Source organism: Nocardia goodfellowii, assembly GCF_017875645.1.
Taxonomy (GTDB): Bacteria; Actinomycetota; Actinomycetes; order Mycobacteriales; family Mycobacteriaceae; genus Nocardia; species Nocardia goodfellowii.
The window spans coordinates 232653-257396 of the sequence record NZ_JAGGMR010000001.1 but is presented as its reverse complement, the minus strand read 5'-3'; the positions used below and the strand labels follow the sequence as shown (position 1 = coordinate 257396).

The following is a 24744-nucleotide window of genomic DNA, read 5'->3' as shown; positions in this document are numbered from 1 at the left end:
CATCGCGAGCGTTCGGTTCGGACAGCAGGCACACTTATGCCTGTGACAGTGCGTGTAGGGGCAATACATCTCGGCTGGGATGTGGTGTCCGTGGCTGCGGGCGGCGGCGGAGTTCCCATTCGTCCCGTGCAGGTCGAAGGTACCTATACCCCACCGGCGTATCTGCTGGCCGACGCTCAGGGCCGGTTGCACACCGCGGGGGTGGAACAGGCGCGCCCGGACCTGGGGCGCGCCATCGCCGACGTCCGCGACATCCTCGGACATCCGCAGATCGTGGTCGCCGGAGCCACCTGGCCGGCCGAGCTGGTCTTCCGGGCCCGGCTCTACAACCCGCTGGCGGCGATCGGCAAACACCTGCGCGGTAAACCCGACGTGGTGGCGCTGCCGTACCCGGACCCGTGGCCCGACGAGAAGGTCGACGTCTACGCCGCGCTGGTCGAACAGCTCGATGTGACGGTGGAACCGCTGCCGGAGAGCGTCGCGCTGTCCGGTTACGTGCGCGCCCTCGGCCTCGTCCGCCGCCCCGACGACCGGGACCCGCGCGGTATCGGCGCCACCGGTGTCTACTCCGACGGCCGCACCATGCTGGTCGTCGCGGTGCACGGTGACGACGAGATGCCGACCGAATCGGTCGACGTCCCGGTCGACGCCGAAGCCATGCGGGATGCCCGCTCGGCCGACAACGTGGTGATCGAGGTGATGGCCGCGGCCCGCTCGATCGGCGCGGACACCTCGACGGTGCTGCTGTGCGGCAATGTCTGCTTCAACGACGCGCTGCGACTCGCCTTCCAGAATCATCTGGGCCATCGGCTGCAGGTCGCGGACCATCCGATGCACGCACTGGTGCTCGGAGCCACGCATCTGTTGGTCACGGATAACGAGTCCGGCGAACCGGTGTCCTCGGGCCGGCACGCGGAACCCGCGCCGCCGCCTCCGGTGCGCCGTGACGTCCCGGCTCAGCCCACGGGTCAGTCGGGTGTCCCGGTCGTGACCTACGGCCCCGGTTATCCGACGACGCCGCCCGCCGACGGACCGACCACCCGGGTCGGCCGGGAGGAGATCGCGCCGCCGGACGCGAGCGAGGTGGGCAGTCGATTCACCCGCCCGCCCGCCACCCCCAGCCCGGCCGGTCCGCGTTCACCGTATCCGCCGCCGCCGAGTCATGGCGCCCGGGAACCCTGGGGCGACCCGCAGCACAGCGACGAGGACGACGACACCGAGCACCCGCAGCGCAAGAGCAAACTGTGGGGCAAGACCAAAGGCAAACTGTTCGGGGCCGGAGCCGCGCTCGGCGGGCTGATGCTCGCGGTGAGTGGAGTGCCCGCCGACGGTGACGCGTCGCTCGCCGGTTGCGCGCACACTCCTTACATCCTGAACGAGCAGCCGCCCGGCATCGCCACCGCCAACGAACGACCGGTCGGCGAGCGGGAATGCGAGCAACCCGACATCGATCACCTGCGCTATCTCATTCCGGGCCCGAAGGACGGCGCCGACCCGGGAGCTCCGGTGCAGATCTGAGCCGATTCGGTGAATTGATGCGGGTCCGGTATCGTGGCTCGTTGGCGTGTGGACGTCTCAGGCCGTGTTCTGCGAAGGGCACGATGTGGGTCGACCACCGAGTCCCGGGTCTCCACCGGCCGCCGGGGAACACCTCGACCACACGCTGGCCGGCAACACCGACTACAGACAGGGAAGCACTGTGCCTACGTACAGCCCCAAGGCTGGTGACGTTACCCGCAAGTGGTACGTCATCGACGCCACTGACGTAGTGCTCGGCCGTCTTGCCGTGCAGGCCGCTGGCCTGCTGCGTGGCAAGAACAAGCCGACCTACGCGCCGAACTTCGATGGTGGCGATTTCGTCATCATCATCAATGCTGACAAGGTTGCGATCTCCGGCAACAAGAAGCAGGACAAGCTGATCCACCACCACAGTGGCCACCCGGGCGGTCTCAAGAGCCGCACTGTCGGTCAGGTGTTGGAGACGCGTCCGGACCGTCTCGTGGAGAAGGCCGTCAAGGGCATGATCCCGAAGAACAAGCTGGGCAACGCCATCGCGGGCAAGCTCAAGGTCTACGCCGGCCCGAACCACCCGCATGCCGCTCAGCAGCCCATTCCCTTCGAGATCAAGCAGGTGGCCCAGTGACCGCTCCTGAGGAATACACCGAAGAGTTCACCGCGGAGGCCGCCGACGGCGACACCGCCGTCGAGGTCGTGGATGAGGAATACGGCTACGACGCCGAGCCCGCCACCTACGCCCCCGTGCTGATCGACCGCCCGGTGCAGACCGTCGGCCGTCGTAAGGAAGCCGTCGTCCGCGTGCGACTGGTTCCCGGCTCGGGCAACTTCGTGCTCAACGGCCGCACCATCGAGGATTACTTCCCGAACAAGGTGCACCAGCAGCTGGTGAAGTCCCCGCTGGTGCTCGTCGAGCGCTCGGAGTCCTTCGACATCCACGCCCTCCTGCACGGTGGCGGCCCCTCGGGCCAGGCCGGCGCTCTGCGTCTGGCCATCGCCCGCGCGCTGATCGAGGTCACCCCGGACGACCGTCCCGCCCTCAAGCGCGCCGGCTTCCTGACTCGTGACCCGCGTGCCGTCGAGCGCAAGAAGTACGGCCTCAAGAAGGCCCGCAAGGCGCCTCAGTACTCGAAGCGCTGATTTTGGCTTCGCTGCCGGCCCGCTTCCGTCACCCTGGTGGTGTCGGGGGTGGCCCGGTCGGCGTGGCAGCTGTATGAGAGCAGGCTTCCAGCATCGCGCTGGTCGCCTGCTCTCGTGCTATTCCCGGTACGGCACTACTTACAGGGGCGACGAGGTTATGGGACGTTTGTTCGGCACCGACGGTGTACGCGGGCTCGCCAATGAATCACTGAGTCCGGAACTGGCGCTGAAGGTTTCGGGCGCGGCAGCGCAAATTCTCGGCAGGGGCAAGAAGCGTGCGCTGGCCGTGGTCGGCCGGGATCCGCGGGCCTCCGGGGAAATGCTCGAAGCGGCCGTGGTCGCCGGACTGACCGCCGCGGGCGTCAATGTGCTTCCGGTGGGCGTACTTCCGACGCCGGCCGTCGCCTACCTGACCGGTCTCTACGACGCGTGCCTCGGCGTGATGATCTCCGCCTCGCACAATCCCATGCCGGACAACGGCATCAAGATCTTCGCCGCGGGCGGGCACAAGCTCGACGACGCCATCGAGGATCGCATCGAAGCGCTCATCGCCGAGAACAACCCCATCCGCCCGACCGGCGCCGGCATCGGCCGGGTACTCAACGCCGCCGGCGCGCGTGATCACGGCCAGGCGATCCCGGACCAGTACAGCCTCGAAGGCACCCACGAGCGCTACGTCGAACACCTCATCGAAGCGACGGCCGCCGACCTGTCCGGGTTGACCGTGGTGGTCGACTGTGCCCATGGCGCCGCCTCCGAAGTGGGCCCCGCCGCGCTGCGGGAAGCGGGCGCGACCGTCATCGCGATCCACGCCGAACCCGACGGCCTCAACATCAACGACGGCTGCGGATCGACACATCTCGGCAAGCTGCAGCAGGCCGTTGTCGAACACGGCGCGGACCTCGGCCTGGCCTTCGACGGTGACGCCGATCGCTGCCTCGCCGTCGACACCACCGGGGCCGTCGTCGACGGCGACACCATCATGGCCATCATCGCCATCGCCATGAAGGAAGCCGGCACCCTCCGCGACAACACCCTCATCGCGACGGTCATGAGCAACCTCGGCCTGCATATCGCGATGCGCGAAGCGGGAATCACCGTGCGCACCACCGCGGTCGGCGACCGCTACGTCCTCGAGGAACTGCGTCGCGGCAACTACACCCTCGGCGGCGAACAGTCCGGCCACACCGTGCTGCCCGCCTTCGGCACCACCGGCGACGGCATCCTGACGGGCCTCAAACTGATGGCCCGCATGGCCCAAACCCGCCGCCCCCTCGCCGATCTCGCCTCGGTCCTACGCTCCGTCCCTCAGGTGCTCATCAACGTCCCGGTCACCGACAAGGCCCTGGTCGCCGCCGCCCCCGAAGTCCAGGACGCGGTCGCCGAAGCCGAAGCCATCCTCGGCGACACCGGCCGAATCCTGCTGCGCCCCAGCGGCACCGAACAACTCGTCCGAGTCATGGTCGAAGCCACCGACCCCGAACGCGCCCAGCAACTCGCCGACGACCTCGCCAAGCGCGTCGCCGCGGTCTAGGGCCGGTTATCCACAGGATTTCGGTTATCCCCAGGTTTTGTGTTTCGCCAGGTCGTTGCATTCGGTCGGTGGTGGGGGTGGGGGATGGTGGACCCATGCGACCAGGACTCGATGAAGTGCGGGACAAGCAGTTCGGGGTGTTCACCTCGTGGCAGGCGTTGTGCGAGTACACGCGGGGGGAGATGCGGACGCGGATCGATCGGGGGGAGTGGGTGCGGGTTCTCCGTGGGGTCTATCGGGAGGCGGGCACGCCGTCGAGTCCGCGGTTGCGGGTGGAGGCGGCGCGGTTGTTGCTGGGGTTGCCGTCGGTGACGGCGGCCTACAGCACCGCGGCTGAGCTGCACGGGTTTTCGGTGTGGGAGGACGAGGCGACGCATGTGCTCGGGGCGCGGGCGTCGCGCTCCACACGTCTGGTCGTCCATCACGATCGGATCGAACCCGCGGAGCTCGAGCTGGTTCAGGGGGTGGTGACCACCAGTGCGGTGCGCACGGCGATCGATGTGGCGCGCACGGTGGACCGCCCGGCGGCGCTGGCGACTCTGGAAACCGCGCTACGCCAGGGCGTCTCCCGTGCGGAGTTGCGGACCGAGGTCGCGCGGCACGAGCGCCGGCTCGGCTGGGGCCAAGCCGTCGAGCTGCTCGAGCTGGCCGGGCACACCCCTCCCTCACGGGAATGTGTGCGCCGGATCGACTTGCGGTCCTTCCCCGGGCGGCCGCTGTATCCACCGATCCAAAGAGCGAATAGTCGGTCACAAACGAGGGCATCTTCCGGCCGCGCCTGATGGCGGCCCGTCCTCACGCTTCGGAGAGCTGCCCGGCGTTCATATGCCAGCGGCGGGTGGCGCTGACCGAATCCAGCATGCGCCGGTCGTGGGTCACCAAAATCATCGTGCCCGTAAAAGATTCGACCGCTTGCTCGAGTTGTTCGATGGCCGGGAGGTCCAGGTGATTGGTGGGTTCGTCGAGTACCAGCAGGTTCACACCCCGTGCTTGCAGGAGGGCCAGCGCCGCCCGGGTCCGTTCGCCGGGGGAGAGGGTTTCGCAGGCGCGGATCGCGTGTTGTCCGCGCAGCCCGAACTTCGCCAGCAGAGTGCGCACCTCGGCGTCTGGCCACGCCGGCATCTCGGCTCCGAAAGTGTCTGCCAGGGAGGTGCTTCCACGGAACACTCCGCGCGCCTGGTCGACCTCGCCGATCTCGACGCCGGAGCCCAGCGTGGCGGTTCCGCTGTCCGGCTGGATCTTTCCGAGCAGCAATGCCAGCAGCGTCGACTTCCCCGACCCGTTCGCCCCGGTCAAGACAATTCGGTCAGCCCAATCCACCTGCGTCGTCACGGGCCCGAGCGTGAAGTCCCCGCGGGTGACGGACGCCTGTGCCAGCGTCGCCACGACCGCCCCGCTGCGCGGCGCCGCGGCGATTTCCATCCGCAGCTCCCATTCCTTGCGCGGCTCCTCGACCGCGTCCAGCCGTTCGATCCGCCGCTGCGTCTGCCGCGCTTTCGCCGCCTGCTTCTCGGTGGATTCGGCGCGCGCCTTGCGGCCCATCTTGTCCGAGTCCCCGCCTTTCGCCTTGCGCCGTGCGTTGCGCACACCGTGCTCGAGCCAGTTGCGCTGCATCTGCGCCCGCGATTCCAAACCCGCCTTGGTGTCGGCATATTCGTCATACGCCTCGCGCGCGTGCTGGCGGGCGATCTCGCGCTCCGCCAGATACGACTCGTAGCTTCCGTCGTAGACACCAACCTGCTGCTGCGCCAGATCGAGCTCCACGATCCGGTTCACCGTGCGCGCCAAGAACTCTCGATCATGGCTGATCACCATCAACGGCACCCGCACCCCGGTGACGAACTGCTCCAGCCGCGCCAGTCCATCCAGATCGAGATCGTTCGTCGGCTCGTCCAGCAGCAGGATGTCGAAGCGCGACAGCAGCACCGACGCCAGCCCGGCCCGCGCCGCCTGCCCGCCGGACAACCCGGTCATCGGCGAATCCAGCCCGCTCACCAGCGAATCGGTGAGTCCGAGATCCGCGGCAACCTCCGCCGCCCGCTGATCCAGATCGGCCCCACCCAGCGCCAGCCACCGCTCCAGCGCCGGGGTGTAATCGTCTTCGCCCCCGTCGGCCAGCCGCTCCGCCGCCGCGTCCATCTGCCGCTGTGCCTCGGTCACGCCGGTTCGCCGGCCGAGGAACTCCAGCACCGTCTCCCCGGCGATCCGCTCCGGCTCCTGCGCCAGATAGCCCACCGTGGCATCCGGCGGACTCAACGTAATACTCCCGGTCGCCGGGTTTCGTTCGGCCAACATCCGCAGCAGCGTCGACTTCCCCGCTCCGTTCACGCCGACCAGGCCGATCACGTCTCCGGGCGCCAGCGTCAGATCGAGATCCTCGAACAACGTCCGCGCACCGTGGCCGGCGGACAGTCCACGCGCATGCAAAGTGGTACTCACCAGCGCAATTGTGCCGGTCGCCGCCGTCGGCCCGACAACCGCGTGGCATCTGGCCGGGCCGGGTTCAGGGCAGACCCTGAGGATCCGGTCCCCGGAAATCAGGGTCGAGATCGGGCTGAGGACCGATGTCAGGTGGCTATTTCCGGAGCAGAGTGGATGACAGAGCGACCGACATCAATGGAGATGTCGCACCGAACGACATCAGCGCCGATGTCGCGAAGTCGCTGAACGAAGACGAAAGGAACCACTATGACCGCCCCTGCCCGCCGCCTCGCCCGCTCCACCCACGACAAGTGGATCGCCGGAGTCTGCGGCGGCCTCGCCGAATACTTCGGTTGGAGCCCCAATGTAGTCCGGCTGCTGTTCGTTCTGTCCTGCCTGCTTCCCGGCCCGCAGTTCGTGGTCTACCTGGTGCTGTGGTTGGTCCTCCCGAAAAAGTGACGCTCCCCAACCGATAAGGGGGCTGCGCCGCGAGCGCGAGGATGACAGGATGGGGTGGCCCGCACGCCGCGGGCCACGTCCGAAGCCGGTTGAGGAGGAGTCATGGTCATCCCTGGAGAATTCTCCGGCCTGGATCTACCCACCATCGACGCCCATACCTCACTCGACGGCCTAGGCGCCGTCGAACTCAACGCCCCCACCCAGGATCTCAACGGAGACGGCTACCTCGACACCATCACCACCACCGGTGACGAAGCCATGCAGGTCTGGTCCGATTTCGACCATGACGGCATCGCCGACCACGTGAAAGTGGTGGAAAAGGACGGGGATTACGCCGCCTGGGAATTCCACCAGCATCCGGACGGCACTCAGGAATGGGTCCGCACCGACGAAGGCACCCTCGGAAAGTAGCTCCACCACCCGCAACCTGGCCAGCTGACCGGCCGGGTTCGCGGGTGCGTCAGTTCGGCGTGGGAGTGGTGGCCAGCGGCGCGGGCGTAGTGGTCGCCGCATGCCGTCCGGTCGCCTCGGTTTCGAGCGGCCCTTCGATCGCGTAGACGCCGCCGGTCATCCCGCCACGGTCCAACTCCAGAATCGACAGCAGCACCTTCTCGGTCGGCACCAGCGTGGGGAAGCTGTTGGGCGCGATCGCATTCGCCCGCACGCCGAACTCCTTGAATTCGACGGCCATATGGCGGGTCAGATGATTCAGCGCCGCCTTGGATGATCCGTACAGCGCCTGCCCGCCGGGATAGACCCCCGTGCCCGCCAGGCTGGAAACGTTGACGATATTGCGGTTGCGTGCCCGGTTCTGGTCTCGGTCATGCAGCCAGCTCTTCTGCGCCAATCGGGTCGACAATCGCAGCGGCACTTCGACATTCGTACGGAAGTGATTATCGAAATCGTCGAGCGCGGCATCCCCGTCGACCACACCTTGCGCATGCCATGTCATGTGCGCGGCATTGTTGACGAGCAGGTCGACAGTTCCGAACCTGGCCAGCGCCAGATCGACGACTCGCTCGACCTCGCCCTTTTCGGTCAGGTCGGCGCGCAACAAGTAGACCTGCGAACTGTTCTCGGGCACCTCGGCTTGCGGATCGAACGGATCGACGAACCACTCGAACTGCGTCGGCACCCCCGGCGTCCGTTCGCGATGCACCGCGACGATGTCGTACTCGAGGTACAGCGCCTGGCAGAACGCGTTGCCGAGCAGCCCTCCAGCGCCGGTGATCAGCGCGACCCTGCGGTCGCCCGGTAGTCGTCCACCATTCGTCAATTCCGTCTCCTCCCCATTCGCGGCAGGTCGATCTTAGGGCGTTGCAGCTGCGGATTCGACTCGGGCAGAGGTGGACTCGGCGCGACGGCCCGGTCCCCGTCACTCCGCCCGCTGAGCCAACGTCGCGAGCAGCGCTGCGCGCAGCCGGTCCGGATCGGCTCTCAGCAACTCCGTGACCGGGCTGTACACCCGGAGCTCATCCGCCGCCAACATCCGCGCCCGCGCCGCCGCATCCGGAATCCACGATCTGAAGTAGGCGCGCGCTTCGCGCCAATCCCCGCTGCGGATCGCCGCATGCACCAGATCCCGTGATCGCAACATGAACTGCAACTCGATCGGCAAACTCGGGTCGTCCCACCAGTAATTCGAAAACACCCCGTGGTTACTGAATTTCGCCACCCAGCTGTCGAACGACGGGTTGGGATAATGCAAGATCACCGGCCCCACCGCGTAATGATGCTCACCCACATAGTCATGGAACTCGTGAATTCCGGCCCGCACCCCGGGCGACGCCCGCACCGCGCTCTTCCCGTTCCCGTACGCCATGAAGTCGGTACGTCCGTTCACCCGGAACAGCGTGCATTCGGCGAAGCAATTCTCCGGCTCGTGATCCACCGGTACCGCTTCCTGGTTCGCGAAGGTGACCTGCCCCACGTGCTCCTGCGCCCGCCAGGCCCCCTCGCTCTCGTCGTAGAGCAGCTCATCGGTATCCACCGCCGCCACCCAGTCGTACCCCTTCTGGACCGCGTACGAAACCGCCGTCTGGGTGTTGGCCATAATCCGCCGCATCACCACCGAGGGCGCGTTGTCCCGCCGATCGCCCGCCCCGGCCACCAGCATCACCGGCCGATCCGCCACCGCCTCCTCGAACAGCGGCCGCTTACTCGGATCGTCCATGAAGATCATGATCAGATCGGCTTGCCGCAGATGAAAATCGAGCCAGAACCGATAGGACGGACCGGGATCAAGCACGGTCGAGCAAATAAGCAAGCGGTTGCGCCCAGCGGGCGCGGGCTTCACGGACACGCGGCCGATCGTAGCCACGCCGCACGCCCGGCATCTCGTCAGCGCGTCGACCTCGACCTCCGCGATTGAACCTTCTCCCCGCGCCCAGTAGATTCCGGACATACGTCCCGCGGCGGGCCAGGGATCCGATGGAACCGATTCCGGGTCGCGTGCGTCGAAGGAAGTAGGACAGCACACGGACGGGTGTCTCTCGGCGGCGGCGGGCCAGGGGTGAAGTGAACATGGAGGGGTTGCATGGCTCAGACGATTACGGGCAGCGTCGTGGTCGATCAGGTGGCGCTGGCGACCGCGTCGAACGATCTGGCGAGGTCGGCGGCGACCGTGCGCAACTACATCGGTGAGGTCACGAACAATTTGTTCGGCGCCGGCCGGAACGGGGCCGAATGTGAGGCCGGCCGTCGGTATGCCGATCAGGGCAAGCAGGTCCAAGCCGCGCTGGAGACGGTGGGAAACTGGCTCGAGATCTGGACCACGGCGACCGAGGACACCGCTGCGGCAGTCGGGAAGACCGCTGTGACGATGTCCAACGTCGACGAGAACAACGCCCGGGCAACCAACAAGGTGGGCTGATGACCAGGCGGATCATGTTCGGGCACCGGCTGAGAGCTCCGGGGGATAACGCGCGATGGTGAAAACGACGATCGACAAGCCGGCGGATTTCGCGGCCAAGATGAGCGGCAAGTCTGTCGATGAGATCCTGAACGAAGGCTCACCAGGCTTGCAGTATTGGGCGCAGCTGGAGTCGCGCTACGTCCGGGCTTTCAAAGGTATCGACGGGTACGGCTACCAAGAGCTGGCCGCCAAGTACGACGAGCAGCGAGGCATGAATCTCGCCAAGCTGGAGGCGACGGCGAACGGCCTGGAGAAGATGCTGAAGGCCGCCGACGAACAGTGGACCGAGCAGGACACGCTGGCGAAGAAGATGCCGAGTTATTGGCAAGGCGCGGCTGCGAACGCCGGTCTTACGATGCTCAATCAGCAACTCGAACGCGCCACCTCGGATCGCCAAGAGGTGCGAAAAGCGATGGAGGCTATAAAGGCTTCCATCACACCGTTCCGGGATGCGGTCATTGCGAAAGCGTCCCTCACTTTCGGTTTGCTGGGTGGAAATTCCGAGGTTCTGGTAGACGGGAAGACCCCGGAGGACATCGATAACATAATTTCTGGGGCGCAGTCCGGTGCGCTGGCTTCACAGATTTTCGGTGGCGGTACTCTGCTCGGTAAGTTGACCGAGATCTTTCCGGATCTATCGCCTTCGAACAGTCCGGTGAACGCCGTTCAGGCCGGCCTTGCCGGTAATTTCGTTGTTTCCCTTCTCCAAGGCGACCTCACGGCCCCGGGTTATCTGGGCGAAGATTCCGCCTACAACCACAAAGTCAAGACCAGATGTCAAGATTGGCTCGATGACATCTTCAAAGTTCAATACGACGCATTTCAAAAACTGTATGTGAGCCAGTGCGACGAAACGCATAGATTGTTCGAAGCTCAATACACGACCCTCAACGCGGCGCTGAAAGAACTGGACGACGACCCGTACCCCGCACCCGCTGCCGAAAAGGCGGCTGCCCCGTCTCCGAGTGCCCCCGCGCCGAGTACCCCCTCCCCGGCGAGTCCCGCACCCAGCACTCCATCTCCCGCCAGTCCGTCCCCGACGACGCCTTCTCCGGCGGGGACGCCGACCACTGGAACGCCGACCACTGGGACGCCGACTTCCACGACCCCGGCATCCACGAATACCGCGCTCAGCGGATTGGCCTCCACCCTGGCGACGGCTCTGACTACGGCGGCCAGCACCTTCGCCACGGTCGCGACCACCGGCCTGACCGCGCTCGGTACGGCGATCTCCGAAGCTGTCGAGGATCTGACCGACGAGGACAAGGACGACGACGGTAAGAAGGACGACGAGAAAAAGGACGACGAGAAAAAGACTAAATCCACCGAATTCGACCTCGCGGGTAAACATTACAAACTGGAGGTCGGGGAGGATGGCACGCCGAAGCTGGTGGAGACCGACAAAGAGGGCAAGACGCACGAGTACAGCGTGAAGCTGGACTCGAACGGCAACCCCATTATCTCCGACGAGGAGAAAAAGGAAGAGAAGAAGACCGAAGACAAAACTCAGCAGCCGACGGCGGGAACACCGACTACCGGCCTACCGACGACCGGTACGCCGAAGAAGGGGGCGCAGGATGGCGAACATACGCCCAAAACTGCTCCGGTGACCGGTGAGCCGAAGCAGGAACCCGTCCAAACCGGCGCCGAGCTCTCGGAAGCTGGGCCCCTGTGATCGACAGCTTGGACGTTGGTCGGAGCGGCATGCATGGAGGAGTAGCCAGATGGTGAACTACGAGGCGGAGATCGAGCGCATCGCGGAGGAGACCCGACGGCGCTCGGCCATGCTGCTGGAAGAACTCGGCGACGTGCGCAGTCGCACCGCGCGGAAGAGCGAGGAGCTCGCTGAACAAGCGACCCTCGAGATGGCGCAGTTCTGGGAGGAAAAGGCCGAAGAGTTCGCGAAGGCACAGGCCGAGGCCGAGGAGAAGGAACGAGCCGAGATGGAAGCTCGCGCCGAAAAAGAACGCCTCATGGCCGAGGCGCGCGAACAGCGTGAGGCCATCGCTCGCTCCATCGCTGCCCGCAAATCGAAAGATGTCGTACTCCCCATCGACGACGATGACGACGACCCCGAGGCCGAGTACTACCGCCGAGAGAGCTGGCTCGTCTGAGCACCTGGAACACAAAAGAAAATGGTTATGAAGTTAGACAGTGACTGGCGTAACTGGCTGGCGGAGAACGTGGATCGTGGGTGCACCGCGGAGACGATTATCGCGTCCATGGTCGGTGCGGGGTTTACCGAGGATGCCGCCGGTAAGGCGGTGAAGCGGTTTCTGGGGGGTGAGAGTGCGCGGCCTGTGGGGCGGGAGCCGACTGCTTATGTTTATGACGATTGCCCGGTTGACGGCGGCAATGTCATTCGCGCGTATGACCGTGACGTCAAAGTCGTTATGCGGGTGCGGCAACCGCAGGTGATTCTGTTCGCTGACGTGTTGTCCGAAGACGAGTGCGATCAGATGATCGCGCGGTCGCGGACCAGGCTCGCGCGGTCTACCACGGTCAATGGTGAGACGGGGGTCGATGAGGTGATCAGTAATCGGACCAGCGAGGGGGCGGTGTTTCAGCGGGGTGAGGACGCGCTGATCGATCTGCTCGATCGGAGAACGTCGGCGTTGATGAACTGGCCGGTGGAGAAGGGCGAAGGGCTGCAAATTCTGCGGTACGGCCCTGGTGGGGAATACCGGCCGCACTTCGACTACTTTCCGCCGGAGGATCCCGGTAGCTGGCGGCACGTGGAGATACCGGGGCAGCGGGTGGCGACCTTGATCGTTTACCTCAATGACGTCGAAGCCGGTGGTGCGACGGCGTTTCCGGAGGCCGGTCTGTCGGTGGCGCCGAAGAAGGGCGGGGCGCTCTACTTCCGCTACTGCAATGGCGCGGGGCAGCTCGATCCGCTCACCCGGCACTGCGGCGAACTCGTCACGGCGGGGGAGAAGTGGATCATGACGAAGTGGATGCGGCAACGCCGGTTCTGACGCGGCGGGGCTATTTTCGCAGCAGGGACGCGATCGTCCCGATCCCGACCTTCGGCTTCTCCTCGTCCCGGGGCGCGTTCGGATCGATGACCTGGGTGTGCGGAATCTGCGCGTCCGGGTCGGCGAACGGCTGGTACTTCTTGTCCTCGAGCAGTGTGTGCAGCAGGTAGCCGGTGAGCAGGCCGCGAACGGCGCGGGCTGTCTTGTGCTCGTACTTGCCGACGCCGAGTGCGCCCAGCGCGCGCCGGCCTTCGACGATTCCGTTGTTGGCGGCGCCGTCGAGCGCGCGCAGGATCGCGGGGCCGCCCCAGGCGGCGGTCAACGGGATCGCGTTGCAGCTGACGGTGTCGATATCGGAGGCGCTGGACAGGATCAGGGCGGGGATCGACACATCGGGGGCCAGCGATTCGGCGGGCGGCGCGGTGGGCGCGGGGGCGATCGCGCACAGCGCGGCGACCGAGCGTTGAGTGGCGGCGATCACGGCTGCGCCCGCGCCCATGCCGTGGCCGGCGAGGGCGAGCCGCTCGGGATGGACGCTCACCATGCCGTCGCCCAGCCGTACCCCGGTGCAGATGTCCACCGTGGTGAGCAGATCGGTCGCCAGACCGAGATGTGACGGAATCGGCCCGCGTTCGGTGTCGGGCGCGGCGACCACGAAACCCCAGGACGCCAGGTGCTCGAGCGTCCCGCGGTAGTGCGAAACCCCGGTCAACCAGCCATGACCGAAGGCGACGCAGGGCAGGTCCTTGCCGGACTCAGGGGTGAACACCACCCCCGGTTGACCCGCGATGGCCAGGTTTCCGCGCAGCACGCGATGCGGTCCCCGGCTGGTCAGGGTGGTCAGTAGCGATTTCACAGACGCCGACACGGCATGAACGTTATCCGATAAGTAGTCTGATGAGCCATGTGCGGAATCGTTGGCTACGTCGGGTACCGGGACGCGCTCGGTGTTGTCGTTGACGCGTTGCGCCGCATGGAATATCGCGGCTACGACTCCGCGGGTGTGGCGATCCTGGACGGCGCGGGTGCGCTGGCGGTGGAACGGAAGGCGGGGCGGCTCGCGAATCTGGAGGCTGAGCTGGCCGAAGCCGGGGAAGCGAAGTTCGCCGGCAGCACCGGTATGGGGCACACGCGATGGGCGACGCATGGCGCGCCGACCGATCGCAACGCGCATCCGCACCGCGACGCCACCGGCAAGCTGGCGGTGGTGCACAACGGCATCATCGAGAACTTCGTGCCGTTGCGGAAGGAACTGGAAGAGGCGGGGGTCGAACTCGGCAGCGACACCGACACCGAGGTCGCCGTGCACCTGGTGGCCCGCGCCTACGCGGCGGGCCCGACCGCGGGCGACTTCGAAGCGAGCGCGCTGGCGGTACTGCGCCGGCTCGAGGGCGCGTTCACCCTGGTCTTCACGCACGCCGATCATCCCGACAAGATCATTGCCGCGCGCCGCAATACGCCGCTGGTCGTCGGTGTCGGCGAGGGCGAGATGTTCATCGGGTCCGATGTCGTCGCGTTCATCGAGCACACCCGCGAGGCGGTCGAACTCGGGCAGGACCAGGCCGTCGTGATCACCGCCGACAGCTACCAGGTCACCGATTTCGCCGGCAACGCCGATGTGGAGACTCGTCCCTTCACCATCGACTGGGATCTCGCCGCCGCCGAGAAGGGCGGTCACGACTACTTCATGCTCAAGGAGATCGAGGAGCAGCCCGCCGCCGTCGCGGACACCTTGATCGGGCATTTCGTCATGGACGAGCACGGCGGCCGCATCGTTCTCGACGAACAGCGCCTCGCCGATCAGGAGCTCCGGGAATTCGACAAGGTCTTCGTCGTCGCCTGCGGCAGTTCCTATCACGCCGGGTTGCTGGCCAAATACGCGATCGAGCACTGGACGCGCCTGCCCGTCGAGGTGGAGTTGGCCAGCGAATTCCGTTACCGCGATCCGGTGCTGGACCGCTCCACCCTGGTGGTCGCGATCTCCCAGTCCGGCGAGACCGCGGACACGCTCGAGGCCGTCCGGCACGCCAAGGAGCAGAAGGCGCGCGTCCTGGCCATCTGCAACACCAACGGCGCGCAGATCCCGCGCGAGTCGGACGCGGTGTTCTACACCCGCACCGGTCCGGAGATCGGCGTCGCCTCGACCAAGGCCTTCCTGGCGCAGGTCGCCGCCAATTATCTGGTCGGGCTGGCGCTGGCGCAGGCCCGCGGCACCAAGTACCCCGACGAGGTCGCTCGTGAGTTCGCCGAACTGGAAGCGATGCCGAAGCTCGTCGAGCGGGTCCTGGACACCGCTCCGCAGGTTCGCGCCATCGCCCGGGAACTCGCGCACGTCCCGACGGTGCTGTTCCTCGGCCGTCACGTCGGCTACCCGGTGGCGCTGGAAGGCGCGCTGAAACTGAAGGAACTCGCCTACATGCACGCGGAGGGTTTCGCGGCGGGCGAGCTCAAGCACGGCCCGATCGCCCTGATCGAGGACGGTTTGCCGGTGATCATCGTGATGCCGTCGCCGAAGGGCCGCGCGGTCCTGCACTCCAAGTTGCTCAGCAATATTCGTGAGATCCAGGCGCGCGGCGCCCGCACCATCGTCATCGCCGAGGAAGGCGACGACACGGTGCGTCCCTTCGCCGACGATCTGATCGAAATCCCGTCCGCGCCGACCCTGTTCCAGCCGCTCCTGTCGACCATCCCGTTGCAGATCTTCGCGGCCGAGGTCGCCCAGGCGCGTGGCTACGACGTGGACAAGCCGCGAAACCTGGCCAAGTCGGTCACCGTCGAGTGAGCGCCGCGCGGATCAGTTGACGGTGACTGTTCCCCGCATCTCGGGGTGCAGCGAGCACAGGTAGCGGTAGGTCCCCGGCATGGTGAAGGTGTAGCTCCACTCGCCCTGATCGAAGATGGGGCTGTTGATGCCCATCGCCTTGTCGCCGATGCCCTGCACCGAATGCGGCACCTTGTCGGCGAACTTCCACGTCACGGTGTCGCCCACTCGCACGGTCACGGTATCGGGTGAGAACTTCATGTCATCCACGTCGACGGTGACCGCGGTGGGCTTCGTGTCCGTGGGCCGCACGGCGGAACTCGTGGGCGCCGCCGTTGTCGTCGTCGGGGATCCCGAATCCTCGGATCCGCAGCCGGTCAGCAGCATTCCCAGCACAGCGAACCCGGTTGCGACCCGGAGGGACTTCACGCGACTGTCGAACAGCATGAATCCGAAGCCTAGCCGCCGGGTCGTCGCATGCCGTCTCGGCTTCCGCCGGGGCCGGTAGGGTCGGTCCGGGCGATGAACCCGGTCACGTTCCGATCGAGTCGTGGGAGGCGAGCAGGTATGGCGCAGGATTCCGGCGCGGCTGACCGGCGGGGATACTTCACCGCCGACGAGATCCGCGCGGCGGAGGCGGAGCTGTTCACGCGCGTGCCCGACGGTGTGCCGATGCGGCGAGCCGCCTATGGGCTGGCGACCGTGGTGGCGGGAGAGCTGCGAGCACGAACCGGCGGCGTGGCCGGGCGGTCGGTCACCTTGCTGGTCGGGTCCGGGGACAACGGGGGTGACGCGCTGTGGGCCGGATCGATGTTGCGTCGGCGAGGTGTCTCGGTGTCGGCGGTGTTGTTGAATCCCGAACGGGCGCATGCGCGCGGACTGGCCGCGTTTCGGCAGACCGGTGGTCGTGTCCGAGCGGACATCGGCGACGCGCACCTGGTGATCGACGGCATCGTGGGCATCTCCGGTCGGGGGCCGTTGCGGACCGGAGCGGCGAAAATCGTTGCGGGGATCGATGTTCCGATCATCGCCGCCGATCTGCCCAGTGGTGTCGATCCGGATACCGGTGCGGTCGAGGGTCCCGCGGTCCGCGCCGATGTCACGGTCGCGTTCGGTGCGTACAAACCGGTGCACGCGCTCGCCGCCGCGTGGTGTGGCCGAATCGAGTTGGTGCCGATCGGTTTACGTCTTCCCGAGCCGGGACTGGTGGCGCTGGCACCGGCGGCGATCGGTGCGGCCTGGCCCGTGCCGCACGCGACCGATGACAAGTACACGCAGGGCGTCGTCGGTGTGTGCGCGGGCAGCGCGACCTACCCCGGTGCGGCCGTGCTGTGCACCGGCGCGGCCGTAGCGGCCACTTCCGGGCTGGTCCGCTACGTCGGGACCGGTGCGTCGCAGGTACTCGCTCACCTACCGGAAGTCATTGCCAGCCAAACCATCTCATCCACCGGCCGGGTACAGGCCTGGGTGTTCGGTCCGGGCGCGGGCACCGATTCCGACGCGCACCAACGGCTCACCGAAATTCTCGCCACGGACCTGCCCGTCGTGGTCGACGCCGACGGCCTCACGATGCTCGCCGCGAATCCCGACCTGGTTCGCGGCCGGTCGGCCCCGACGGTCCTCACCCCGCACGCGGGTGAATTCGCCCGTCTGACCGGACGGAAATTGGGTGCCGACCGCGTCGCGGCCGTCCGGGAGCTCGCCGAATCCTGGGGGCTGACAGTGCTTCTCAAGGGGCGAGCCACCCTCGTCGCGACCCCGGGCCGCCCGGTGCTGGTGAACGAGGCGGGCGGTTCGTGGGCTGCCACCGCGGGGTCCGGCGACGTCCTGTCCGGAGTCATCGGCGCGCTGCTCGCCGCCGGCGCGGACGCGCGCTGGGCCGCTGCCGCAGCCGCCCGCGCGCACGCCCTCGCCGCCAACCTCGCGGCGCACGAAGGGAACTCGGCACCCGCCCCGATTTCCGCGAGTCCCCTTTCAGCTCAGCTCCGGACCGCGATCGGCACCCTCCGCGCGCTCGGCACGGCGAGTGCCTAGGCGATCAGCCGCCGGAACCCGAGGGCGCCGGGGCGGTGTCGTTGTCGACGACCGCGCTGCGGTACTCGATGTGAAGGGGTGACTGCGGGATGAACTGTCCCGGAACCAATTTCGGCGGCACGTATTCGTATTTGCCGTCCCGCAGTTGTGGCGGCTGGTGCTCCCAGGTGTCCGGCTCGTGCTTCATGGGGCACACGTAGGTCAGTGGCTCGGTGGTGCGGCGCCCGACATACCTCGTCTGCGTGGAAGTTCCAGTCCAGCAAGTTACTTCGGCCTCGACGCGGTATATGTCGTCCGTGTCGTTGCGGCAGGAGTAGTTCTCACACCAGAGACCGGGGGCCAGTTCCGTGGCCGCCGCGCTGGGTGCGAGTGCGGTGAGGCCGAGGGCGGTGAGGCCCAGGGCGAAGGTGAGACGCAAACTCACGTGTGTGACTCCTAATCATCGACCCGACCCGAAAGCCACAGTACTGACAAAACGGACAGCTGCCACCTGACCTGCGCCGTTCGGCTGACGGGTTGCGGGAGCGCCGAGGCCGGGATGGCAGGATCGGTCCCTGTGAATGCGCAAGTGGAGACGGTCGTCGATCTGGATGCCATTGCCCACAACGTGCGGATCCTGCGTCGGCACGCGGGAGACGCGGCGGTGATGGCAGTGGTGAAGGCCGACGGCTACAACCACGGTGCGGTCGAGGTCGGCCGGGCGGCGCTGGCGGCGGGTGCGGCCGAGTTGGGGGTGGCGACGGTCGGTGAGGCGCTGGCATTACGGACGGCGGGCATCACCGCGCCGGTCCTGTGCTGGCTCAATAATTCCGATGCCGATTTCGCGGCCGCCATCGACGCCGGCATCGAGCTCGGGGTGTCTTCGCTGCAGCATCTGCGGGCCGTCGAGCAGGCTGCTCGCGCGCTGGGGCGGCAGGCGATCGTCACGCTGAAGGTCGACACCGGCCTGCATCGCAATGGCATCGCCCCGGTCGAATATCCCCAGGTGCTCACGGCCCTGCGCACCCTGGTGGCGGACCGGACGGTGCGGCTGCGCGCGATCTTCTCCCACCTCGCGCATGCCGACGAACCCGGGCACCCCTTCATCGATGTGCAGCGGGACCGGTTCCTGGAGGCCATCGCCGCGGCGAAATCGCACGGTCTCGAACCGGAATTGGTGCACCTGGCCAACTCGGCCGCCACGCTCACCCGGCCCGACCTCGCCTTCGACCTGGTTCGACCGGGCATCGCGGTATACGGGCTCAGTCCGTTTTCCCACGATTTCGGGCTCCGCCCGGCGATGACGCTGCAAGCCAGAGTGGCGCTGGTGAAACCGGTCGCCGCGGGCGAGGGCGTCTCCTACGGTCACGCGTGGACCGCCCCGCGCGACACCACCGTCGCGCTCATTCCCGCCGGTTACGCCGACGGTGTGTTCCGCCCGCTGAGCGGACGTTTCGAGGTCGTCCTCGGTGGCGCTCGCCACCGCAGCGTCGGCCGCGTCTGCATGGACCAGTTCGTCGTGGATCTCGGCGACAACCCCTCCGGCGTGGCCGAGGGCGACACCGCGGTCCTCTTCGGCCCCGACGGGCCGCACCCGCAGGAGTGGGCTGACCTGCTCGACACCATTCACTACGAGATCGTCTGCGCCCCCAGGGCGCGGGTCCGCCGGCGCCATGTCGGAGGTCGATCGATCGGGCTGTGACCCCCGGCATTGTCCGCACCCACGGCGTGTGTTCGACTCGAAACGGTAGTCAGGCTTGGTCTGAGAGGTTTCCGATGAGATCGCGACGTTCGAAGCGCAGCACCGTCATGCGGGGTGGGATGGCCACGGCGGGGGTCGTCGGCGCGCTCGCGGGCGCGCACGCACTGCGGCGAATCGGCGCGCGAGTGCTCTGGCCCGCGCGGCGCGACGAGTACCGGGACGAGGATTTCGCGCTGTTCGAGCGCGACCGCGCGGGCACCGTGCGCACCGAGGACGGGATCCTGCTGGCCACCCGCACCTGCGGGCCCGACGACGCACCCGTCACCGTGATTTTCGTGCACGGCTTCTGTAACAGCCTGGAGTCTTGGCACTTCCAGCGTCGCGATCTCGAAAAGCGCTGGGGCGCGGGAGTTCGCATGGTGTTCTTCGACCTGCGTGGCCACGGTCACTCCGGCGCGCCGAGCACGGAGAGCTGCACCGTCGCCCAGCTCGGCCGGGACGTGGCCGCCGTCGTCGCGGCCACCGCGCCGACGGGACCGGTTGTCCTGGTTGGTCATTCCCTCGGCGGCATGGCGGTGCTCGCCGCGGCCGCGCAGTTCCCGCAGCTGTTCGCCACCCGGGTGATCGGCGTCGGACTGCTGTCCACGGCCGCCGCCGAGGTCACCGCCGCCGGTATCACCCAGCTGCTGCGCAACCCCGCCGTGGACGGTTTCCGCCTGGCCGTGCACACCGCGCCGGCGCTGGTGCAGGCCGGACGCAGCACCGTCCGCCACGTGATCGCTCCGATCCTGCACGTGAGTTCCTACCACGGCCCGGTCAGCCCCACGCTGTCTCGCTTCACCACCCTGATGATCGACCGCACCCCGATCGAAACCGTCGTCAAATTCTTGAAAGTCTTCGCGCTGCACGACGAATCGGCCGCCCTCCCGGCCCTGGCCAACCTGCCGGTCCTGATCATCACCGGCCTGCACGACCTGGTCATCCCGTTCCGCAACTCGCGCGCCCTGCACCGTGATCTACCCGGCAGCGAACTCATCCTGCTCCGCGAGGCCGCCCACATGCCGCACCTGCAATTCCCGGACGTCATCAACGAGGCCCTGCATCAGTTGCTGATCCGCGCCGGTGCCCTGACGCCCGATCGCGCCGGCACCGCGCAGTCGATCGGAAGCTGAAGATTCACTTGACCTTTCGTGGGTATACGCCACTCATGAAAGGAGGCTCGAATGCCTTTCACCTTCCGTAAGAGCTTCAAGATCTTCCCGGGTGTGCGGTTGAACGTCAATCGCCGCTCGCTGTCGATCACCACCGGCGGTCGGGGCGGCCCCCGGCACACCACCAGCACATCCGGCCGGGAGACCACCTCGATGGATCTGCCCGGCCCCTTCGGCTGGCGCCGCACCCGACGCCGTCGGCGCTGACGTACGCGCCGCCCCCGGTAGGCTCCCGATCGACGGAATACCCGGAGATCGGAGGTCGGCGATGGTGCAGCGGACGCGAATGCTTTCGGCGGTCGCCGATACCGAGGCGCTCGGACGGGAGTTGGCCGAGGAACTGAAGGCCGGTGATCTGGTCGTCCTCGACGGGCCGCTCGGTGCCGGCAAGACCGCGCTCACGCGCGGCATCGCGGCGGGGCTCGGCGTGCAGGGGCGGGTCAGTTCGCCGACCTTCATCATCGCCCGGCAGCACCGGGCGGGGGAGCGCGGCGTACCGCTGGTGCATGTGGACGCCTACCGGCTCGGCGGCGACCTCGACGAACTGGACGCGCTGGACCTCGACACCGATCTGCAGGACGCGGTGGTCGTGGTCGAGTGGGGTCTCGGCGTCGTCGAGCACCTGGCCGATCGGCACCTGCGCGTGCGGCTCTCGCGCGAGCCCGAGTCCGATGTCCGCACCGCCGTGTGGGAATGGATCGCCGGCACGGCGGAAGCCTGAGCCCGCGCCAGGGTGTGCCAGCACACCCTGACCACCAGTAGTGACCTGCGTCAATGTGATCGGCCTGGGACCGGGCCGCGCGGTATCCGCCGAGCAGGTAGCACCGCACCGCGGCGAGGTACCACCCGGTATCGTTGGGCCAATCATGCTTGTACTAGCTGTCGACACCGCGACACCCGCCGTTACGGCGGGACTGGTGGAACTGGAGCAGACCGCCGGTGCGGTGGAGCTGCGCACGGTCGCCTCGCGTGTTCGGGTGGATCCCCGAGCGCACGCGGAGGTGCTGACTCCGCAGATCCTCGAATGCCTCACCGAGGCAGGCCGTTCCAGAACCGATATCGCCGCGGTCGTCGCCGGTGTCGGGCCGGGCCCGTTCACCGGGCTGCGCGTCGGCATGGCCACCGCCGCCGCCTTCGGTGACGCGCTCGGCATCCCGGTCTACGGCGTCTGCAGTCTCGACGCGATCGCCGCCGACGCCGCGCCGGATCTCAACCCCGGCCGCGAACTGCTCGTCGTCACCGACGCGCGCCGCCGGGAAGTGTATTGGGCGCGCTATCGCGACGGCGTCCGCGTGGCCGGCCCGGGGGTGATCAAGCCGGGCGAACTCGACTCCGGGGAGGCCACGGCCATTGCCGGATCGGCTTCGCACGTGGACTTTTTCGATCTGGCCGTGCTGCCGGTGGAGACGCCGTCACCCGCCGGGCTGGTCGGCGCCGCGGCCCGGGAGGTGCTCGACCGCGCCGTGCCCGAGCCGCTGGTGCCGTTGTACCTGCGCCGTCCCGACGCCGTCGAGAACAGCTTTCGTACGCTCGACCGGACGGGAGCATGAACCGGTGAACCAGGGCACCCGTCCCGGGCACATCCATATCCAACCGATGACCGACCGGGACATCGAGCGCTGCGTCGAACTGGAACAGTTGTTGTTCCCGGAGGACGATCCGTGGCCGGCGGTCGCGTTCCGCTCCGAACTCGCGGCCAAGCACAATCTCTACATCACCGCCCGCGACGAACAGGACCGCATGGTCGGCTACGCGGGCGTGGCGTTGCTCGGTGACGCCGAGCATCCCGAAGCCGAGGTGCACACCATCGGCGTCGACCCGGTCTGTCACCGCGGTGGCGTCGGCACCCTGCTGCTGGAGGCGCTGCTGGCGGAGGCCGGCAAGCGCGGTGGCCCGGTGTTCCTCGAGGTGCGCACCGACAACGAACCCGCGATCGCGATGTATGCCAAACACGGCTTCCACATCATCGGATTGCGCAAGAACTACTACCACCCCAGCGGCGCCGACGCGTACACCATGCGGCGGCCCGAATTGTCGGCGCTGCCGCTCCCGGATGAGGTGCTGTCGTGATCGTGATGGGCATCGAAAGCTCGTGTGACGAGACCGGAGTCGGCATCGTGCGCCGGCACGACGACGGCACCTGTGAGCTGCTCGCCGACGAGGTGGCCTCCAGCGTCGACCAGCACGCCCGCTTCGGCGGCGTAGTTCCCGAGATCGCCTCGCGCGCGCACCTGGAAGCCATCGTGCCCGCCATGCGGCGGGCGCTGTCCGTGGCGGGCATCGCCAAGCCGGACGCGCTCGCCGTCACCATCGGTCCCGGCCTGGCCGGAGCACTGCTCGTCGGCGTCGCGGCCGCGAAAGCCTATGCGGCGGCCTGGGATATCCCGTTCTACGCCCTGAACCACCTGGGTGGTCACGTCGCGGTGGACACCCTCGAACACGGTCCGATGCCACCCTGCGTCGCGTTGCTGGTCTCCGGCGGCCACACGCATCTGCTGCACGTAGCCGACCTGGCCGAGCCGATTATCGAACTCGGCAGCACCGTCGACGACGCGGCCGGGGAGGCCTTCGACAAGGTCGCGCGCTTGCTCGGACTCGGCTATCCCGGCGGTCCCGCCCTGGACGCGGCCGCCCAGACCGGTGATCCGAAAGCCATCGCGTTTCCGCGCGGCATGACCGGCCCGCGCGATCCCCGCTACGACTTCTCCTTCTCCGGCCTGAAGACGGCCGTCGCGCGCCACGTGGAAGCGGCCCAGCGCCAAGGCATTACGCCGGACCAGCTGCCGATCCCCGACATCGCGGCCTCCTTCCAGGAGTCGGTGGCCGACGTCCTGACCATGAAGGCCGTTCGCGCGGCCCAGGACATCGGCGTGGACACCCTGGTGCTCGGCGGCGGCGCCACCGCCAACTCGCGCATCCGCTCGCTGGCCGAAGAGCGCTGCGCCGCGGCCGGTTTGACCCTGCGCGTGCCCAAGCCCCGGCTCTGCACCGACAACGGGGTGATGATCGCGGCGCTCGGCGCCCACGTCATCGCGGGCGGCGCAGGCCCGTCCGCACTCACCGTCGCCACCGACCCCGGTCTGCCGGTCTCGGTGAGCCGCGTCAGCTGACGCGGTTTTCGATCCCGTATCGATCTGCGCGATTTCTCGGCGCGGCGGGGCGCGTCGCGTTTGGATAGTGGCGTGCACAAGCCACGCCATCACAGTATCGATGTGGACGGACTGGAGATCTTCTACCGAGCGGCCGGCAGCGCGGACAAGCCGTGTGTGCTGCTGCTGCACGGGTTCCCGAGCTCGTCGTACAGCTTCCGGGACGTGCTCACGCCGCTGGCCGAGGTGAGCCGGGTGATCGCCCCGGACCTGCCGGGATCCGGATTCTCCGGTGCGCCACCGGTCGACAAGTACGAGTACACCTTCGCCCACCAGGCCGACACCATCGAGCGCTTCCTGGAGCTGATCGGTGTGGACGAGTTCTTCGTCTACCTGCACGACTTCGGCGCACCGGTGGGCTACTACCTCGCCACGCGGCACCCCGAGCGCATCCTCGGCCTCATCGTGCAGAACGGCAATGCCCACGACGAGGGCATGGGCAGCCAGTGGGACAGTTCCCGCGCCTATTGGGCCGATCCCTCCGAAGCCAACCGCGCCGCGCTGCCGGACTGGATGAACTTCGAGAGCACTAGATACCAGTACCTGGGCGGTCTGCCCGATCGGGTACGTGACCTGCCGCCGCCCGAGGGCTGGCAGCTGGACTGGGAACGGCTGTCGCGACCGGGTTGCATCGAGGCCCAATTCCAGCTCTATACCTCCTACGGCGCGCACGTTGCTCGCTTCCCCGAGCTGGCCGACTATCACCGCACGCACCAGCCGCCGTGCCTGGTGCTGTGGGGCCGGCACGACCCATTCTACGACTTGCCCGAGATCATGGCCTATGCCCGGGTGCTGGATCGGCTGGAGATGCATGTCTACGACGGCGGCCACTTCCTGCTGGAAACCCACGCCGCCGAATGCGCCGCCGTGATGGCGGCCTTCATCGCGGAGGCCTCCGCCGAACGCTGACCGTCCCGGACTCGAGCTAGAATCGAACATAGGTTCGA

At 67.4% G+C, this 24744-nt stretch carries 27 protein-coding genes; 21 read left to right on the top strand and 6 right to left on the bottom strand.

The genetic code is table 11. The features are described from left to right. Positions 1 to 36 precede the first annotated feature (36 nt). The 5 genes from BJ987_RS01260 to BJ987_RS01240 all read left to right on the top strand — a co-directional run bounded on the left by BJ987_RS01260 (position 37) and on the right by BJ987_RS01240 (position 4971). Complete coding sequence (locus tag BJ987_RS01260) at positions 37 to 1518, top strand: hypothetical protein (protein ID WP_245365760.1); 1482 nt, start codon at positions 37 to 39, stop codon at positions 1516 to 1518. A gap of 181 nt (positions 1519 to 1699) precedes the next feature. Beyond that, on the top strand, positions 1700 to 2143 hold the full coding sequence (gene rplM / locus BJ987_RS01255) for a 50S ribosomal protein L13 (protein WP_209883881.1): 444 nt from the start codon (positions 1700 to 1702) through the stop codon (positions 2141 to 2143). Continuing rightward, on the top strand, positions 2140 to 2655 hold the full coding sequence (rpsI, locus tag BJ987_RS01250; protein ID WP_372446831.1) for a 30S ribosomal protein S9: 516 nt from the start codon (positions 2140 to 2142) through the stop codon (positions 2653 to 2655). The genes rplM and rpsI overlap by 4 nt, the downstream gene beginning before the upstream one ends. Before the next feature lie 157 nt (positions 2656 to 2812). Next, the gene (gene glmM / locus BJ987_RS01245; protein ID WP_209883879.1) at positions 2813 to 4189 is read left to right on the top strand and encodes a phosphoglucosamine mutase; all 1377 of its coding nucleotides are present in this window, start codon (positions 2813 to 2815) and stop codon (positions 4187 to 4189) included. Between the two features lie 95 nt (positions 4190 to 4284). Continuing rightward, on the top strand, positions 4285 to 4971 hold the full coding sequence (locus BJ987_RS01240) for a type IV toxin-antitoxin system AbiEi family antitoxin (RefSeq protein ID WP_209883877.1): 687 nt from the start codon (positions 4285 to 4287) through the stop codon (positions 4969 to 4971). A 13-nt stretch (positions 4972 to 4984) separates the two neighbouring features. Here BJ987_RS01240 and BJ987_RS01235 read toward each other — a convergent pair whose 3' ends face one another. Continuing rightward, the gene (locus BJ987_RS01235) at positions 4985 to 6628 is read right to left on the bottom strand and encodes an ABC-F family ATP-binding cassette domain-containing protein (protein WP_209883875.1); all 1644 of its coding nucleotides are present in this window, start codon (positions 6626 to 6628) and stop codon (positions 4985 to 4987) included. A 249-nt stretch (positions 6629 to 6877) separates the two neighbouring features. On the opposite strand from BJ987_RS01235, the gene BJ987_RS01230 reads away from it, so the two are divergent. Together BJ987_RS01230 and BJ987_RS01225 are read left to right on the top strand one after the other, a co-directional pair. Next, on the top strand, positions 6878 to 7069 hold the full coding sequence (locus tag BJ987_RS01230; RefSeq protein ID WP_209883873.1) for a PspC domain-containing protein: 192 nt from the start codon (positions 6878 to 6880) through the stop codon (positions 7067 to 7069). A 102-nt stretch (positions 7070 to 7171) separates the two neighbouring features. Next, on the top strand, positions 7172 to 7480 hold the full coding sequence (locus BJ987_RS01225) for a DUF6802 family protein (RefSeq protein ID WP_209883871.1): 309 nt from the start codon (positions 7172 to 7174) through the stop codon (positions 7478 to 7480). 49 nt (positions 7481 to 7529) lie between these two features. Here BJ987_RS01225 and BJ987_RS01220 read toward each other — a convergent pair whose 3' ends face one another. Next, positions 7530 to 8345, bottom strand: a complete 816-nt coding sequence (locus BJ987_RS01220) for an SDR family NAD(P)-dependent oxidoreductase (RefSeq protein WP_245365759.1) — start codon at positions 8343 to 8345, stop codon at positions 7530 to 7532. 99 nt (positions 8346 to 8444) lie between these two features. After that, the gene (locus BJ987_RS01215; protein ID WP_209883869.1) at positions 8445 to 9371 is read right to left on the bottom strand and encodes a hypothetical protein; all 927 of its coding nucleotides are present in this window, start codon (positions 9369 to 9371) and stop codon (positions 8445 to 8447) included. 234 nt (positions 9372 to 9605) lie between these two features. On the opposite strand from BJ987_RS01215, the gene BJ987_RS01210 reads away from it, so the two are divergent. The 4 genes from BJ987_RS01210 to BJ987_RS01195 all read left to right on the top strand — a co-directional run bounded on the left by BJ987_RS01210 (position 9606) and on the right by BJ987_RS01195 (position 12961). Continuing rightward, complete coding sequence (locus tag BJ987_RS01210; protein ID WP_209883867.1) at positions 9606 to 9941, top strand: hypothetical protein; 336 nt, start codon at positions 9606 to 9608, stop codon at positions 9939 to 9941. A 55-nt stretch (positions 9942 to 9996) separates the two neighbouring features. Next, complete coding sequence (locus tag BJ987_RS01205; RefSeq protein WP_209883866.1) at positions 9997 to 11658, top strand: hypothetical protein; 1662 nt, start codon at positions 9997 to 9999, stop codon at positions 11656 to 11658. A gap of 49 nt (positions 11659 to 11707) precedes the next feature. Then, complete coding sequence (locus tag BJ987_RS01200; RefSeq protein WP_209883864.1) at positions 11708 to 12097, top strand: hypothetical protein; 390 nt, start codon at positions 11708 to 11710, stop codon at positions 12095 to 12097. A gap of 108 nt (positions 12098 to 12205) precedes the next feature. After that, complete coding sequence (locus tag BJ987_RS01195; protein WP_209883862.1) at positions 12206 to 12961, top strand: prolyl hydroxylase family protein; 756 nt, start codon at positions 12206 to 12208, stop codon at positions 12959 to 12961. Between the two features lie 10 nt (positions 12962 to 12971). Here the strand turns inward: BJ987_RS01195 and BJ987_RS01190 are convergent, their stop codons facing one another. After that, positions 12972 to 13829: a poly(ethylene terephthalate) hydrolase family protein gene (locus BJ987_RS01190; protein WP_209883860.1), complete on the bottom strand. Its 858-nt coding sequence runs from the start codon at positions 13827 to 13829 to the stop codon at positions 12972 to 12974. Between the two features lie 36 nt (positions 13830 to 13865). On the opposite strand from BJ987_RS01190, the gene glmS reads away from it, so the two are divergent. Continuing rightward, on the top strand, positions 13866 to 15743 hold the full coding sequence (glmS, locus tag BJ987_RS01185; RefSeq protein ID WP_209883858.1) for a glutamine--fructose-6-phosphate transaminase (isomerizing): 1878 nt from the start codon (positions 13866 to 13868) through the stop codon (positions 15741 to 15743). A 12-nt stretch (positions 15744 to 15755) separates the two neighbouring features. Here the strand turns inward: glmS and BJ987_RS01180 are convergent, their stop codons facing one another. After that, positions 15756 to 16169, bottom strand: coding sequence for a cupredoxin domain-containing protein (locus tag BJ987_RS01180; protein WP_209883856.1), 414 nt, complete (start codon positions 16167 to 16169; stop codon positions 15756 to 15758). A gap of 120 nt (positions 16170 to 16289) precedes the next feature. Between BJ987_RS01180 and BJ987_RS01175 the strand changes: the two genes are divergently transcribed. Then, positions 16290 to 17756 (top strand): NAD(P)H-hydrate dehydratase, encoded by a 1467-nt coding sequence (locus tag BJ987_RS01175; RefSeq protein WP_209883854.1) that lies wholly within the window; start codon positions 16290 to 16292, stop codon positions 17754 to 17756. Between the two features lie 4 nt (positions 17757 to 17760). Here the strand turns inward: BJ987_RS01175 and BJ987_RS01170 are convergent, their stop codons facing one another. Continuing rightward, on the bottom strand, positions 17761 to 18180 hold the full coding sequence (locus BJ987_RS01170; protein WP_209883852.1) for a hypothetical protein: 420 nt from the start codon (positions 18178 to 18180) through the stop codon (positions 17761 to 17763). A gap of 114 nt (positions 18181 to 18294) precedes the next feature. On the opposite strand from BJ987_RS01170, the gene alr reads away from it, so the two are divergent. The 8 genes from alr to BJ987_RS01130 all read left to right on the top strand — a co-directional run bounded on the left by alr (position 18295) and on the right by BJ987_RS01130 (position 24706). Continuing rightward, complete coding sequence (gene alr / locus BJ987_RS01165; protein ID WP_209883850.1) at positions 18295 to 19437, top strand: alanine racemase; 1143 nt, start codon at positions 18295 to 18297, stop codon at positions 19435 to 19437. A 74-nt stretch (positions 19438 to 19511) separates the two neighbouring features. Then, complete coding sequence (locus BJ987_RS01160) at positions 19512 to 20609, top strand: alpha/beta fold hydrolase (RefSeq protein ID WP_209883848.1); 1098 nt, start codon at positions 19512 to 19514, stop codon at positions 20607 to 20609. Positions 20610 to 20660: 51 nt separating this feature from the next. Next, positions 20661 to 20855, top strand: coding sequence for a DUF4236 domain-containing protein (locus BJ987_RS01155; RefSeq protein ID WP_209883846.1), 195 nt, complete (start codon positions 20661 to 20663; stop codon positions 20853 to 20855). A 61-nt stretch (positions 20856 to 20916) separates the two neighbouring features. Then, positions 20917 to 21369, top strand: a complete 453-nt coding sequence (gene tsaE / locus BJ987_RS01150) for a tRNA (adenosine(37)-N6)-threonylcarbamoyltransferase complex ATPase subunit type 1 TsaE (RefSeq protein WP_209883845.1) — start codon at positions 20917 to 20919, stop codon at positions 21367 to 21369. 145 nt (positions 21370 to 21514) lie between these two features. Beyond that, a complete protein-coding gene (tsaB, locus tag BJ987_RS01145; RefSeq protein WP_209883843.1) occupies positions 21515 to 22198 on the top strand; it encodes a tRNA (adenosine(37)-N6)-threonylcarbamoyltransferase complex dimerization subunit type 1 TsaB in 684 nt (227 codons plus the stop codon). Positions 22199 to 22244: 46 nt separating this feature from the next. Then, positions 22245 to 22718 carry a ribosomal protein S18-alanine N-acetyltransferase gene (gene rimI, locus BJ987_RS01140; protein ID WP_209897692.1) on the top strand — a complete coding sequence of 158 codons (474 nt, stop codon included), beginning with the start codon at positions 22245 to 22247 and terminating at the stop codon, positions 22716 to 22718. Further along, entirely contained in the window at positions 22715 to 23758 is a 1044-nt protein-coding gene (tsaD, locus tag BJ987_RS01135; RefSeq protein ID WP_209883841.1) for a tRNA (adenosine(37)-N6)-threonylcarbamoyltransferase complex transferase subunit TsaD, read from the top strand. Before rimI ends, tsaD begins: the two co-directional genes overlap by 4 nt. A 72-nt stretch (positions 23759 to 23830) precedes the next feature. Next, positions 23831 to 24706, top strand: a complete 876-nt coding sequence (locus BJ987_RS01130) for an alpha/beta fold hydrolase (protein WP_307869400.1) — start codon at positions 23831 to 23833, stop codon at positions 24704 to 24706. Positions 24707 to 24744 lie beyond the last annotated feature (38 nt).